This window comes from Mesorhizobium sp. M0633, assembly GCF_040320645.1.
Lineage (GTDB): Bacteria > Pseudomonadota > Alphaproteobacteria > Rhizobiales > Rhizobiaceae > Mesorhizobium.
In genome coordinates this window covers 1-12,865 of sequence record NZ_JAMYQC010000006.1, presented here as the reverse complement: position 1 = coordinate 12,865, position 12,865 = coordinate 1, and the positions used below count along the sequence as shown (strand labels likewise).

The 12,865-nt window shown below is 62.7% G+C and carries 11 protein-coding genes; 3 read left to right on the top strand and 8 right to left on the bottom strand.

The annotated features are described in order from the left end of the window. Positions 1-10: 10 nt before the first annotated feature. From NKI47_RS07850 to NKI47_RS07825, 6 genes are all read right to left on the bottom strand, one after another. On the bottom strand, positions 11-1,642 hold the full coding sequence (locus tag NKI47_RS07850) for an ABC transporter ATP-binding protein (protein ID WP_352588998.1): 1,632 nt from the start codon (positions 1,640-1,642) through the stop codon (positions 11-13). After that, positions 1,639-2,778 carry an ABC transporter permease gene (locus tag NKI47_RS07845; protein WP_352570302.1) on the bottom strand — a complete coding sequence of 380 codons (1,140 nt, stop codon included), beginning with the start codon at positions 2,776-2,778 and terminating at the stop codon, positions 1,639-1,641. The genes NKI47_RS07850 and NKI47_RS07845 overlap by 4 nt, the downstream gene beginning before the upstream one ends. Then, complete coding sequence (locus NKI47_RS07840) at positions 2,778-3,872, bottom strand: microcin C ABC transporter permease YejB (RefSeq protein WP_352588995.1); 1,095 nt, start codon at positions 3,870-3,872, stop codon at positions 2,778-2,780. The genes NKI47_RS07845 and NKI47_RS07840 overlap by 1 nt, the downstream gene beginning before the upstream one ends. Before the next feature lie 30 nt (positions 3,873-3,902). Beyond that, positions 3,903-5,771 (bottom strand): extracellular solute-binding protein, encoded by a 1,869-nt coding sequence (locus NKI47_RS07835; RefSeq protein ID WP_352577505.1) that lies wholly within the window; start codon positions 5,769-5,771, stop codon positions 3,903-3,905. Next, positions 5,771-7,654 (bottom strand): extracellular solute-binding protein, encoded by a 1,884-nt coding sequence (locus NKI47_RS07830; RefSeq protein WP_352588992.1) that lies wholly within the window; start codon positions 7,652-7,654, stop codon positions 5,771-5,773. Before NKI47_RS07830 ends, NKI47_RS07835 begins: the two co-directional genes overlap by 1 nt. A gap of 173 nt (positions 7,655-7,827) precedes the next feature. Continuing rightward, positions 7,828-8,481, bottom strand: a complete 654-nt coding sequence (locus NKI47_RS07825; protein ID WP_352588989.1) for a c-type cytochrome — start codon at positions 8,479-8,481, stop codon at positions 7,828-7,830. A 192-nt stretch (positions 8,482-8,673) separates the two neighbouring features. Here NKI47_RS07825 and NKI47_RS07820 point away from each other — a divergent pair, with 192 nt between their 5' ends. Both NKI47_RS07820 and NKI47_RS07815 read left to right on the top strand, forming a co-directional pair. Beyond that, positions 8,674-9,402, top strand: a complete 729-nt coding sequence (locus tag NKI47_RS07820) for a 3-deoxy-manno-octulosonate cytidylyltransferase (protein ID WP_352588986.1) — start codon at positions 8,674-8,676, stop codon at positions 9,400-9,402. A gap of 33 nt (positions 9,403-9,435) precedes the next feature. After that, complete coding sequence (locus tag NKI47_RS07815) at positions 9,436-10,299, top strand: prephenate dehydratase (RefSeq protein WP_352588984.1); 864 nt, start codon at positions 9,436-9,438, stop codon at positions 10,297-10,299. 7 nt (positions 10,300-10,306) lie between these two features. Here the strand turns inward: NKI47_RS07815 and NKI47_RS07810 are convergent, their stop codons facing one another. After that, the gene (locus tag NKI47_RS07810; protein ID WP_352588981.1) at positions 10,307-10,663 is read right to left on the bottom strand and encodes a hypothetical protein; all 357 of its coding nucleotides are present in this window, start codon (positions 10,661-10,663) and stop codon (positions 10,307-10,309) included. Between the two features lie 55 nt (positions 10,664-10,718). Further along, a complete protein-coding gene (locus NKI47_RS07805; protein WP_352588978.1) occupies positions 10,719-11,663 on the bottom strand; it encodes a class I SAM-dependent methyltransferase in 945 nt (314 codons plus the stop codon). A gap of 108 nt (positions 11,664-11,771) precedes the next feature. Here NKI47_RS07805 and NKI47_RS07800 point away from each other — a divergent pair, with 108 nt between their 5' ends. Continuing rightward, complete coding sequence (locus NKI47_RS07800) at positions 11,772-12,782, top strand: ligase-associated DNA damage response exonuclease (RefSeq protein ID WP_352588975.1); 1,011 nt, start codon at positions 11,772-11,774, stop codon at positions 12,780-12,782. Positions 12,783-12,865: the final 83 nt, after the last annotated feature.

Sequence of the window (12,865 nt, the reverse complement as noted above, 5' to 3'; positions counted from 1 at the left end):
TGGCGAAAATCTACTCGCTGACGATGCCGACCGGCGCCGTTTCGATCTTGAAGGCGGCCGAGATCAACGCCTTTGTATAGTCGGTCCGCGGGTTGCCGAAAATCTGTTCGGAAGGACCGGCCTCGACGATCCTGCCGTTGCGCATGACGATGACTTCGTTGGCGAGCGCGCGGATGACCCTCAGATCGTGGCTGATGAAGAGGTAGGCGAGGTCGTGCTTGGCCTGCAGGCTGCGTAAGAGGTCGACGACCTGCGCCTGCACGCTCATGTCGAGCGCCGAGGTCGGCTCGTCCAGCATGACGAAACGCGGGTTGAGCACCATGGCGCGCGCGATGGCGACGCGCTGGCGCTGGCCGCCGGAGAATTCGTGCGGATAGCGGTTGCGCGTCGCCGGATCGAGGCCGACTTCCCCGAGCACGTCGACGATACGCTCGTCGCGCGCATCAGGAGACAGCTTCGGCTCATGGATCTTCAACCCTTCCTCGATGATCTCGGCGACCGACATGCGCGGACTGAGCGAACCGAACGGATCCTGGAAGACGATCTGCAACTCGCGCCGCAACGGCCGCATTTCGTTGAAGGACAGCTGATCGATGCCGCGTCCGTCGAACTGGATGTTTCCGGTCGACGAGATCATCCTGGCCAGCGCCAGGCCGAGCGTCGTCTTGCCTGAGCCGGATTCGCCGACGACGCCAAGCGTCTGGCCGGCCCGCACGGTGACGTCAATGCCGTCGACCGCCTTCACATTGTCGACGGTGCGCCGGAAGAAGCCCTTCTTGATCGGAAACCAGACCTTGACGTCCTTGCCGACCATCACCGGCTTGGCGGTCTGGTTGGCCGCCGGCGGCTTGCCTTTCGGCTCGGCGGCAAGCAGATGCCGCGTGTAGGCGTGCTGCGGATTGGCGAATATCTCCTTGGTCGGGCCGGTCTCGACGATCTTGCCCTTGGTCATCACGCAGACCCGGTCGGCGATCTTCCTGACGATGCCGAGATCGTGGGTGATGAACAGCATCGACATGTTCTTGCGGCTTTTCAGGCCGGCGAGCAGCTCGAGGATCTGCGCCTGGACGGTGACGTCGAGCGCCGTCGTCGGCTCGTCGGCGATCAAAAGTTCAGGCTCGTTGGCCAGCGCCATGGCGATCATGACGCGCTGGCGCTGGCCGCCGGAAAGCTGGTGCGGATAGGCGTCGAGCCGTTTTTCCGGTTCGCGGATGCCGACCTCGTGCAGAAGTTCCAGCGTGCGCGCCTTGGCTTTGCGATCGCCCAGGCCCTGATGCAGCTTCAATACCTCGACGATCTGCTGCTCTATCGTGTGCAGCGGGTTGAGCGAGGTCATCGGCTCCTGGAAGATCATGGTGATCTTGTTGCCGCGCACGTGGCGCAGGTCTCTCTCGTCGGCGGCAAGCAGGTCGGCGCCGAGGAACAGGATCTTTCCCGACGGGTGGCTGGCGGTCGGATAGGGCAGCAGCTTCAGAACCGACAGCGCGGTGACCGACTTGCCGGAGCCGGATTCGCCGACCAGCGCCACCGTCTCGCCCCTGGCGAGGTCGAAGGAAATATGGTCGACGGCGATCGACTGGTCGCCGCCTTGCGTGAAGGCGACGCTGAGATCCTGGACCGAGAGCAGCGGGGTGTCGCTCATCTGAACGTCTTGCGCGGATCGAAGGCGTCGCGGGTGGCCTCGCCGACGAAGACCAGCAGCGACAGCATCAGCGAGATGACGACGAAGCCGGAAATGCCGAGCCAGGGCGCGTTGAGATTGCGCTGTGCCTGCTTCAGCAACTCACCCAGCGAGGCGGCGCCGGGCGGCAGGCCGAAGCCGAGATAGTCGAGCGAGGTCAGCGTCGAAATCGAGCCGCTGAGCAGGAAGGGCAGGAAGGTCAGCGTCGCCACCATGGCGTTGGGCAGCAGATGCCGGAACATAATGGTGACATTGGATACGCCGAGCGCGCGCGCCGCGTTGACATATTCGAAATTGCGGGCGCGCAGGAACTCGGCCCGCACCACGCCGACCAGTGCCACCCAGGAGAACAGCAGCATCAATCCGAGCAGGATGAAGAAGCCGGGCGGCAGGATGGCGGCGACGATCAAGAGCAGATACAGCACCGGGATCGCCGACCAGATCTCGATGAAACGCTGGAACAGGAGGTCGGTCCAGCCGCCGAAATAGCCCTGCAGAGCGCCGGCCGCCACGCCGATCAGCGCCGAGCCGGCGGTCAGGATCAGGCCGAACAGCACCGATATCCTGAAGCCGTAGATGACGCGCGCCAGCACGTCGCGGGCCTGGTCGTCGGTGCCCAGCCAGTTCCAGTTGCCGACGTTGCAATTGGGGTCTGCCTCGCCTTTCGGATACTGGTTGCAGCGCGTCTTCTTGTCGTAGAGCCAGGACGGCTTGGTCGGTGCTGCTTCGGGAATAGCGTTGTTGACGGTCTGGTAGGAGTAGCGCACCGGCGGCCAGACCATCCAGCCATTGGCGTTGATCTCGTCCTGGATCACCGGGTCGCGGTAGTCGGTGACCGCATAGAAGCCGCCGAACTTCTCCTCGGGATAAGCGACCAGGACCGGAAACAGGATCTCGCCCTTGTAGGAGGCGATGATCGGCTTGTCGTTGGCGACCAATTCCGAAACCAGCGACAGCACGAACAGGAACAGGAATATCCACAACGACCAGTAGCCGCGCCGGTTGGACTTGAAGTTCTGCAGGCGCCGCTGGTTGAGCGGCGACAGAAAGGGCCGCGCGATCCGTGCCGGCGCCGTTTCGGCTGTGGCCTGCGCCATCAGACGTCTCTCCGCTCGAAATCGATGCGTGGATCGACCCAGGTATAGATCAGATCGGACAAAAGCCCGACGAACAGGCCAAGCAGCGAGAAGATGAAGAGAGTGGCGAACACCACCGGATAGTCGCGCTGCACCACCGAGTTGAAGCCGAGCAGGCCGAGGCCGTCGAGCGAAAATATGTTCTCGATCAGCAGCGAGCCGGTGAAGAAGGCCGAGATGAAAGCACCGGGAAAACCGGCGATGACGATCAGCATGGCGTTGCGGAAGACGTGGCCATAAAGCACCTGCCGCTCCGACAGGCCCTTGGCGCGGGCTGTGACCACATATTGCTTGCGGATTTCCTCGAGGAAGGAATTCTTGGTCAAAAGCGTCGTCGTGGCGAAGGCCGACAATACCAGCGCGGTCAGCGGCAAGGTCATATGCCAGAAATAGTCGACGATCCGCGCCGGCCACGACAGCTGGTCCCAATTGTCGGAGGTGATGCCGCGCAGCGGAAACCAGTCCCAGAACGAGCCGCCGGCAAACAGCACCATCAGCAATATGCCGAACAGAAACCCGGGAATGGCGTAGCCGACGATGACGACGCCGCTGGTCCAGACGTCGAAGGTGGAGCCGTCCTTGACCGCCTTGCGGATGCCGAGCGGGATCGAGATCAGATAGGACAAAAGCGTGATCCACAGCCCGATCGAGATCGACACCGGCATCTTTTCCAGGATCAGGTCGAGCACCGATATGTCGCGGAAATAGCTGTCGCCGAAATCGAAGCGGAGATAGTTCCACAGCATCATGCCGAAGCGCTCGAGCGGCGGCTTGTCGAAACCGAACTGCTTCTCCAGCTTCTTGATGAATTCCGGGTCGAGCCCTTGCGCGCCGCGGTATTTCGAGCCGCCGTCGCGGGCGACGTCGAAATTGGCGCCGCCAGCATCACCGCCGCCGCCGCCGAGGCGATCGCTGCCGCCCTGGTTGGTCAGCCTGGCGATGACCTGCTCGACCGGCCCGCCCGGCGCGAACTGGATGACGGCGAACGACACCGCCATGATGCCGAACAGGGTCGGGATCATCAGCAGGATACGGCGCAGTATATAGGCGCCCATCAGGCTCTCTGCCTCGCTTGTGCGAAAATCTCAGGCTTTGCCAATTTTTGCCGCCTTGTCTTTGTCGAACCACCACAGCGTCTCGACCGGAAAGTCGTAATCCGGCTTTTGAGCGGGAAAGCCGAACATATCCCAGAAGGCAGCCCGGTGATTCGCCAGATGATATGTTGGAATCCAGTCTAGCCGCGCGCGCAAGACCCGATCGAGCGCGTTGAGCGCGGTGACGAGTTCGATCCGGCTCTGCGCCTTGCCGGCTGCCTCGATCAGCGCGTCGATGGCTTTGCTTTCCGTACCCGGATAGTTGCGCATCCCCGGCGTTTTCGCCATCCGGGAATTGTAGAGGATTTCCAGGCCGTCGGCAGTAGGCGTCGCCCCGATCAACCAATGTAGCATGTTGAAATCGAAATCGTAGTTGCTTTGCCGCGCTTCAAATTGCGTCGAATCGACCTGCCGGATCGAAGCGTCGATGCCAATCGCCTTCATATTCTCGGACCACGGCGCGAAAATGCGAACGAGACCCTCGTCCTCGGCCAGCATTTCCACCCGCAGTCGCTCGCCCTTCTCATTGACGACGAAATTGCCCGCTCGCTTCCAGCCGGCTTCGGCAAGCAGTCTCGAAGCTTCGCGCAGCACCTTACGGTCGTGACCGGAACCGTCCGAGACGGGTTGCACCACCGGTTCGCCGAAGGTTTCCGGCGGCAACTCGGCTCGAAACGGCTCCAGCAGTTTCAATTCCTGGGGCGAGGGCGGGCCCTCGGCCTTGTAGTCCGATCGTTCGAAGTTCGATTGCGAGCGCTCGTAGGAGCCGAAAAACAGTACCCGCTTGGTCCATTCGAAATCGAAGCAATAGGCGATCGCCTGTCTCACGCGCACATCGCGGAATTGCGGCCGGCGCTGGTTCAGCGCGACAGCCTGCATGTCGGGCGATTTCTCGCCGGGAAATTCGCGTTTGACGACCCTGCCATCCTTCAGCGCTGGAAAGTCGTAGCCGGTCGCCCATACGCGCGCGGTGAACTCCTCGCGAAAATGCGTATCGCCTTTCTTGAACGCTTCAAACGCTGCCTGGCGATCAAGGTAGAAATCGATACGGATACGGTCGAAATTATTAAGCCCGCGGTTCACGGCGAGATCGCGCCCCCAATAATCGGCGACGCGTTCATATTCGATAGTCTGCCCGGCCACGACCCGTCCCATCTTGTACGGCCCGGAGCTGAGCGGCGGGGTCATCGTCGAGGCGTCGAAATCATTGGCCGTATAGAAGGCTTTGGACACGATCGGCATTACGGCGATCGCGAGGATATTCTGCGCCGACTGTTTGCCGTTGAAGGTAAGGCTGACAGTAAGCGGATCGATTGCGACCGCATCCGTCATATGCCGCAGCGCTTGGGAAAGGTTCGGGTGTCCCCGGTCTTTGTAGAGGTTCAAGGCGAAGGCAACGTCCTCAGCCGTCAGCGGCGAGCCGTCATGGAAGCGCGCTTGTGGCCGCAGGCTGAAGCGGAAGCCGTTGCGGTCCTGCGACAAGGTAACGAATTCGGCAAGCACGCCGTAGACCGCATCCGGCTCATCGAGCGCCCTTGCCATCAGCGAATCGAAACAGAGCTCGGTGCGCGGCGGCGAATCCCCCTTCAACACCAGCGAGTTCAACGTGTTGAAAGTCAGAAAGCTCTGATTGAGGGTGGAGTTCGGCGGGCCGAAATTCATCCGGCCGCCCTTGGGAGCGTCTGGATTGACATAGTCGAAATGCGTGAAATCCGGAGGATATTTGAGATCGCCGAAGGCAGACAGCCCGTGCAGTTTCACGCCGGTCGGGATGGCGGCGAAAGCCCGGCCGGGCAGCAGCGCTGCAGCGGCGGCCGCACCGCCAAGGGCGAGGAAATCGCGACGGGGCAGCGCAGCCATCAATTGCCACTCTTGTATTTGGCGGCCAGCGCTTTTTCCTTGTCCGGGTCGATCCACCAGGAATTCTGGTCGACGCCGCTATAGGCGGGCTGTTTCTCCGGCATACCGAACTTGTTCCAGTAGGCCAGCCAAACCACGGCGCGGTAATATTGCGGCACGACATAGTAGTTCCACAGCAGCACCCGGTCGAGCGCATGGGTGGCGGCAACCAGATCGTCGCGGTCGGTGGCAAAGATGATGCGGTCGACCAGCGCATCGACGACCGGATTCTTGATGCCGGCGTAATTGCGCGATCCCGGCGAATCGGCGGCCTTGGAACTCCAGAAATCGCGCTGTTCATTGCCGGGAGAGTCCGACTGCCCGAGTATCGAAGTGACCACGTCAAAGTCGAAGTGGGTGACTCGGTTGATATACTGGGTTTGGTCGATCAGGCGCAGCGTTGCGTCGACGCCGATTTTGCGCAGATTGGCGATATACGGGCTGGCGATGACCTGGTCGGTGTCGTTCCAGCCGAGGATCTCGAATTTGAACGGTTCGCCGGTCTTGGCGTTGACCATCTTGCCGCCCTTGATGATCCAGCCTGCCTTGGCGAACAGATCGACCGCGGTCTTCAGGTATTTGCGCTCAGCCTGCGGGTTGTCGTAGACCTGCAGCTTGAATTCCTGGGTAAAGACTTCAGGCGGCAGCTTGTCACGGTACTGCTCGAGGATTTCGAGTTCCTTGCCCTGCGGCAGGCCACTCGACGCCAGTTCGGTGCCCTGGAAATAGCTGCTGGTGCGGGTGTTGGAACCGAAGAACAGGGTCCGGTTCATCGTCTCGAAATCGAACGGATACATCAGCGCGGCGCGCACCAGGCGATCCTGGAACAGCGGGCGCCTGGTGTTGAGCATGAAGGCCTGCATCGGTTCGGGCGACGCGGTCTTGAATTCCTTTTTGATGACGTCGCCGGCCTGAACTGCCGGGAAATTATAGGCCGTGTTCCAGCGCCTCGAACTGTTCTCCGGCTTGATGTCGTCCAGCCCGCCCTTGGTAAAGGCCTGCCAGGCGGCATTGTCGTCGAGAAAATAGGTGAAACGCTGCCTGTCGAAATTCTCGCGGCCGATTTTTACGGGCAGCTTGGCCGCCCAGTAATCGGGCACGCGCTGCCAGATGATTTCGGAGCCAGGCTTGAAGCTGGCGATCTTGTAGGCGGCGGAGCCGAGCGGCGGCTCCTGCGTCGGCTTTGTGACGTCGCGCTTCTTGCCGTTGGCGTCGGTGCCTTCCCACCAGTGCTTGGGCAGCACAACGAGATCGCCGATGATCTTCGGTAGCTCCCGGTTGCCCTTCTGGCTGAAGTGGAATTCGACCTCGCGGTCGGACACCGCGACGGAGTCGGTGACGTTTTCGAAATAGCGGCTGTACATCGGGCTGTTGGCCTTCAGCACCTGGAACGACCAGATCACGTCCTCGGTGGTGATCGGCTGGCCGTCATGCCATTTCGCCCGCGGATCGAGCCGGTAGGTCGCCGAGGAATAGTCGGCCGGATATTTGTAGGCGTCGGCGATCAGCGGATGGCTGGTGCTGCCCTCGTCGGTCGCCTGCTCCATCAACGTGTCGTAGAGCAGGCCGCCGCCGAACTGCGCGAAGCCGGCGGCCGGCGAACCCTGCACGATATAGGGGTTGAAGCTGTCGAACGTGCCGAGCACCACTGAGTTCACTGTGCCGCCCTTCGGCGCATCCGGATTGACGTAATCGTAGTGCTGGAAATTATCGCCGTATTTGGATTCGCCGATCAGCGACGAGGTCGTGCGCCATTCGTCCGCGAAGGCCGCCTGCAGGCCGCCGGCAAAAGCAGCCAGCATCAGCACCGATTTCAGAAGCGTCCGCGCTCGGCCAACCGTCATGCGTTCTCCTCTTCGCGATATAGCGCCGTCACCATAGCGTCTGGGCCCAATCTAGATCATTTGGCGGCGCTGAAAACCGCAACCGAGCGGCTTTGTCGTCGCATATGCATTTTTCCTAACGAAAAAGCCGGGCTGAACCCGGCTTTTTCAAGGATAATGTCATTACAGTTTTGTTATTTTGCGGGTGCCGCCGGGGCGGCTGGCGCCGCGCCTTCTGCCGGCTTGGCAGGGGCCGCACCTTCGGGCGGCTTGGCGGGCTCATTTTCGGCCGAGGCGCCGGGCGCCGGCAGCGGCTTCGGATTGTCCGACAGCGTGCGCAGATAGGCGATGACGTTGGCGCGGTCCTCATCCTTGGGCAGGCCGGCGAAGCCCATCGCGGTGCCCTTCACGAACTTCTTCGGCGAGGTGATGAAGTGGTTGAGATTGTCGTAGGTCCACTTCTCGCTGCCGCCCTTGGAGAACTCCTTCATGCCGGCCGAATAGGCAAAGCCCTCATGCTCGGCGACCGGACGGTCGATGATGTCCCAGAGATCGGGGCCGACCTTGTTGGGGCCACCCTTTTCGCCGGAGTGGCAAGCTTGGCATTTCTTGAAGATGGCGGCGCCCGCTTCGGCGTTGGCAGTGGTCAGCAGCTCGGCAATCGGCTTCACGGCCGCGGCGGGAGCGGCCGGGCCGCCTTCGGCGGGCTCGGTCGCCTCGATGGCGAAGCCGGGCTTTTCCGGCGCCGGCGAGGCAAACAGCGCGTCGGACACGATGCCAATGGAAAAGACGATGAACACGGTTCCGAGGAGACCGGCGAGCAGCTTGTTGACTTCGTTGGAATCCATACGCCCCAGGCTCCCTTTTCCGGCGGACCGATCCGTCCACTCCGTCCGTCGGTATCGTGAACCACCCTGCGAGGCGGTCAAATCGCGCGGAAACTAGGTCTTTTGCTCCGGCGTTGCAACACCTATAAGGGCGCTGCCAGTGAGACCTTTTGCCACTTTTGTCCTCCTCTTTTTCGAGCCCCTGCCCGCCTCATGTCCACCCTCATCCTGATCCCGGCCCGCATGGCCTCGACGCGCCTGCCGGGCAAGCCGCTGGCCGACATTGCCGGCACTCCGATGATCGTCCACGTCGCCCGCCGTGCTGCCGAGGCGGGGCTCGGCCGGGTCGTCGTCGCCACCGATACGCAAGGCGTTGCGGAGGCGGTGCGCGCGCATGGTTTCGAGGCGGTGATGACGCGGGCGGACCACGAAACCGGTTCCGACCGCATCTTCGAAGCGCTGACCATTCTCGATCCTGGCAACAGCGTCGAGACGATCGTCAATGTGCAGGGCGATCTGCCGACCATCGACCCCCTTGTTATCGGCGCCGCGCTGAAGCCTTTCGAGAACAAAGCGGTCGATATCGCCACGCTCTGCGTCGAGATCGTCCGCGACGAGGAAAAGACCAATCCGAATGTCGTCAAGCTAGTCGGCTCGCCACTCTCGACGACGCGGCTCAGGGCGCTCTATTTCACCCGCGCCACCGCACCCTGGGGCGAAGGCCCGCTCTACCATCATATCGGCCTCTATGCCTATCGGCGCGCCGCACTCGAGCGCTTCGTTGCGCTGAGGCCGTCGCCGCTGGAGCGCCGCGAGCGGCTGGAGCAATTGCGGGCGCTGGAGGCCGGCATGCGCATCGATGCGGAGATCGTGCAGTCGGTGCCGCTTGGCGTCGATACGCCGGACGATCTCGAACGCGCCAGGGCGCTCCTTTCCAACTAAGAAATTCTTCCCCCAATTCCCGAGACTCTGCGCATGGCTGAAAAGACCAACAAAATATCCTTCCAGGGCGAGCCGGGCGCCAATTCCGACACCGCCTGCCGCAACATGTTCCCGTCGATGGAGCCGTTGCCGTGCCCGACCTTCGAGGACGCCTTCAACGCGGTCGAGACCGGCAAGGCCGATCTGGCCATGATCCCGATCGAGAACACCATTGCCGGCCGCGTCGCCGACATCCATCACCTCTTGCCGGAATCGAAGCTGCACATCATCGGCGAATACTTTCTGCCGATCCACTTCCAGCTGATGGTGCTGCGCGGCGTCAGGCGCGACGAGATCAGGACCGTGCACAGCCACATCCACGCGCTCGGGCAATGCCGCAAATACATCCGCAAGAACGGCTGGAAGGCGACGGTGGCCGGCGACACCGCGGGCGCCGCCAAGATGGTCGCCGCAATGAAGGACCGCACCATGGCTGCGCTGGCGCCGGCGCTGGCCTCGACCCTCTACGGACTCGACATCATCGAGGAGAATGTCGAGGACACCGACAGCAACGTCACCCGCTTCGTCGTGCTGACCAAGAACAAGCAATGGGCCGAACGTCCCTCGGCCGACGCCAGGATGATGACGACCTTCATCTTCCGCGTCCGCAACGTGCCGGCAGCGCTCTACAAGGCGATGGGCGGGTTTGCCACCAACGGCATCAACATGACCAAGCTGGAAAGCTACCAGCTCGGCGCGTTTACAGCGACGCTGTTCTACGCCGACATAGAGGGCCATCCCGACGATCCGCTGGTGAAGCTGGCACTCGACGAGCTCGCCTTCTTCTCGCGCGAAATGCGCATTCTCGGCGTCTATCCCGCCAGCGCCTCGCGCGAGCAATGGAAGGTAGCGGATTAGGATCCGGTCAGGTCAGGCCGAGCTTGTTCTGCTTGGCCGGCTTGCCGCATTCGCGCCGGCTGATCGACCGGTTCATGGCGTCGATCTTGCCGCTTGCCTGGTCGGCGTCGCGTTTGGCTTTCGAGCGCATGTCCGGCGTGAACGGGCCAAAGCCCGTCGCCGGGTTGGAGAAGGACGGCTTGGCGTCCACCGGCAAATGATATTGCTGCGCCAGGCCGTTTCGTTGCGCCAGCAATTGATCGCAAGGCACATTGTCATATAGCAGCGAGGACTGGACGTTTTCGTCCTGCCGTTCGGACATCGAATTGCCGACGCAGCCGGCCATCGCCAGGCAAGACGCCAAGACCATCATGTTCCAGCGCATGAACGTGCTCCTTGTCGTTCGCAGCTGCGGCTTCTCATGCGCAGCGGCAGGAGTCTTAGCCAGATTTTACGCTGCCGGAAAGCAAGCTTGCCACTACGGCCAGCCCTTCGACCGGTTGGCGGCGATCCTGCCGGATGATTGTTGCCTGCAGCGACAGGACCGAAAAGCCGTTGGCGTCCAGAACCCGCTCTACATAGCTTTGGGAATGCGCGTAGCGGCGGGACGGCAGCAAGGCGAAATCGCCGCTGCCAGACGAGTGGCCGCCAAGGAGCGTCTCGACGGAGAACGCAAACAGACCGCCGCCGGCAAGCATTCCGGCAATCTTTTTCACCACCTTTTCGAGTGCGCCGACATAGATGAACACATCGGCCGCCGTCACCAGATCGGCTTTCGGGCCAGAATAGCAAAAATCCTGCAGGTCCGTCTTGACGAGCAGATCGTAGACGCCTTTGGCGCGCGCCTGCCTCAGCATGCCGGTCGAGATGTCGTAGCCCTCCAGCCGATCGGCGATCGGCCGCAGCCTCTGGCCCATGAGGCCGGTGCCGCAGCCGAGATCGAGCGCCAGCGAAAACCGGCCCGGCCGTGCTGCCTGGATGGCGCGGTCGAGGCATTCGGGCAGACGATACCCGAGCCTGTCGACCAGCTCACCCTCGAAGCTCCCGGCATAGTGGTCGTAAAGCGTCTCGACAAAGGCGCTGGGCGGCGCCGGGGCCGCCGCTGCCCTGCCGATCAATTGCAGCTTGAGCACCGCGCCGAGCCTGTCCGCCGGGTCGAGCCGCAGTGCCGTCGTCCAGGCCTGCGCGGCACGATCGGGCGCGCCTGCCGCTTCCTGCATCTCGCCGAGGCGGAACCAGCCGGCTGGCCATTGCGGCGCCAGTTCGAGCGCGCCGAGCAGCAATTCCGCCGCTGCCGCATGATCGCCGGATGCATAGAGCATTTCGGCATAGTCGGCGCGGCGGTCGGCGGTCAAATCGCCGGACGAGGTCTGGAGCGGTTTCATCGTGGTCGAGTTCCGCCGGGTGTTTGCAGCCGGCTTGCGCTCTATGCTGGAGTCAGCAGTGACTTACAACAGGCTTCCCGCGCCGGAATTAGCGCCTATCTTGGGGCCATGCGCGCCAGCGACCTGCTTCATCCCCGGCCGGAAGGGCTGTATTGCCCGCCCGGCGATTTCTTCATCGACCCGGTGCGGCCGGTCAACCGGGCGCTGATTACACATGGCCATTCCGACCATGCCCGCTCCGGCCACCGCTCGGTGATGGCGACGCAGCAGACGCTCGACATCATGGGGCTGCGCTACGGCGACAGTTTTGCCGGAACGACGCAAGCCGCCGTGCTCGGCGAAACGATTGCGCTTGGCGGTGTGGCCGTCAGCTTTCACCCGGCTGGTCATGTGCTTGGCTCGACCCAGATCAAGGTCGCGCATCAGGGCACATGCATCGTCGCGTCCGGCGACTATAAGCGCCAGAAGGACGCGACCTGCGAGCCGTTCGAGCCGCTCAAGTGTGACGTCTTCATCACCGAGGCGACGTTCGGCCTGCCGGTGTTTCGGCATCCGCCCGATTCCGAAGAGATCGCCCGGCTGCTGAAATCGACCGAGCAGTTTCCCGAGCGAACGCATCTGGTCGGCGCCTATGCGCTCGGCAAGGCGCAGCGCGTCATGCGGCTGCTGCGCGATGCCGGCTACGAAAAGCCGATCTACATCCACGGCGCGCTGGCCAAGCTCAGCGAGTATTACCAGAGCCAGAATGTCGATCTCGGCACATTGGAACCGGCGACCGTCGAGACCGGCCAAAAAAGCGACTTTGCCGGCGCCATCGTCGTCGGCCCGCCATCCGCCTTCGCCGATCGCTGGGCGCGGCGTTTTCCCGATCCGATGTCGTGCTTCGCCTCAGGCTGGATGCGCATCCGCCAGCGCGCCAAGCAGGGCGGCGTCGAGCTGCCGCTGATCATCTCCGATCACTCCGACTGGGACGAGTTGACCGCCACGATCAAGGAGACCGGCGCCGAAGAAATCTGGGTAACGCATGGCCGCGAGGAGGCTCTGGTGCGCTGGTGCGAACTCGAAGGCATTGCGGCTCGGCCGCTGCATCTCGTCGGCTATGAGGACGAGGGCGATTGATGGTGGCAATCGTCAACGCAGCGCCCTACGGCGCCCCCCTCTGGCCTGGCGGGGCCCGGCCCCCCCCCCCGGGGGGGGGGGGG

Excerpts from the sequence above, each read along its gene's own strand:
- NKI47_RS07850 (WP_352588998.1), bottom strand. The coding sequence starts at position 1,642 with ATGAGCGACACCCCGCTGCTCTCGGTCCAGGATCTCAGCGTCGCCTTC.
- NKI47_RS07845 (WP_352570302.1), bottom strand. The coding sequence starts at position 2,778 with ATGGCGCAGGCCACAGCCGAAACGGCGCCGGCACGGATCGCGCGGCCC.
- NKI47_RS07840 (WP_352588995.1), bottom strand. The coding sequence starts at position 3,872 with ATGGGCGCCTATATACTGCGCCGTATCCTGCTGATGATCCCGACCCTG.
- NKI47_RS07835 (WP_352577505.1), bottom strand. The coding sequence starts at position 5,771 with ATGGCTGCGCTGCCCCGTCGCGATTTCCTCGCCCTTGGCGGTGCGGCC.
- NKI47_RS07830 (WP_352588992.1), bottom strand. The coding sequence starts at position 7,654 with ATGACGGTTGGCCGAGCGCGGACGCTTCTGAAATCGGTGCTGATGCTG.
- NKI47_RS07825 (WP_352588989.1), bottom strand. The coding sequence starts at position 8,481 with ATGGATTCCAACGAAGTCAACAAGCTGCTCGCCGGTCTCCTCGGAACC.
- NKI47_RS07820 (WP_352588986.1), top strand. The coding sequence starts at position 8,674 with ATGTCCACCCTCATCCTGATCCCGGCCCGCATGGCCTCGACGCGCCTG.
- NKI47_RS07815 (WP_352588984.1), top strand. The coding sequence starts at position 9,436 with ATGGCTGAAAAGACCAACAAAATATCCTTCCAGGGCGAGCCGGGCGCC.
- NKI47_RS07810 (WP_352588981.1), bottom strand. The coding sequence starts at position 10,663 with ATGCGCTGGAACATGATGGTCTTGGCGTCTTGCCTGGCGATGGCCGGC.
- NKI47_RS07805 (WP_352588978.1), bottom strand. The coding sequence starts at position 11,663 with ATGAAACCGCTCCAGACCTCGTCCGGCGATTTGACCGCCGACCGCCGC.
- NKI47_RS07800 (WP_352588975.1), top strand. The coding sequence starts at position 11,772 with ATGCGCGCCAGCGACCTGCTTCATCCCCGGCCGGAAGGGCTGTATTGC.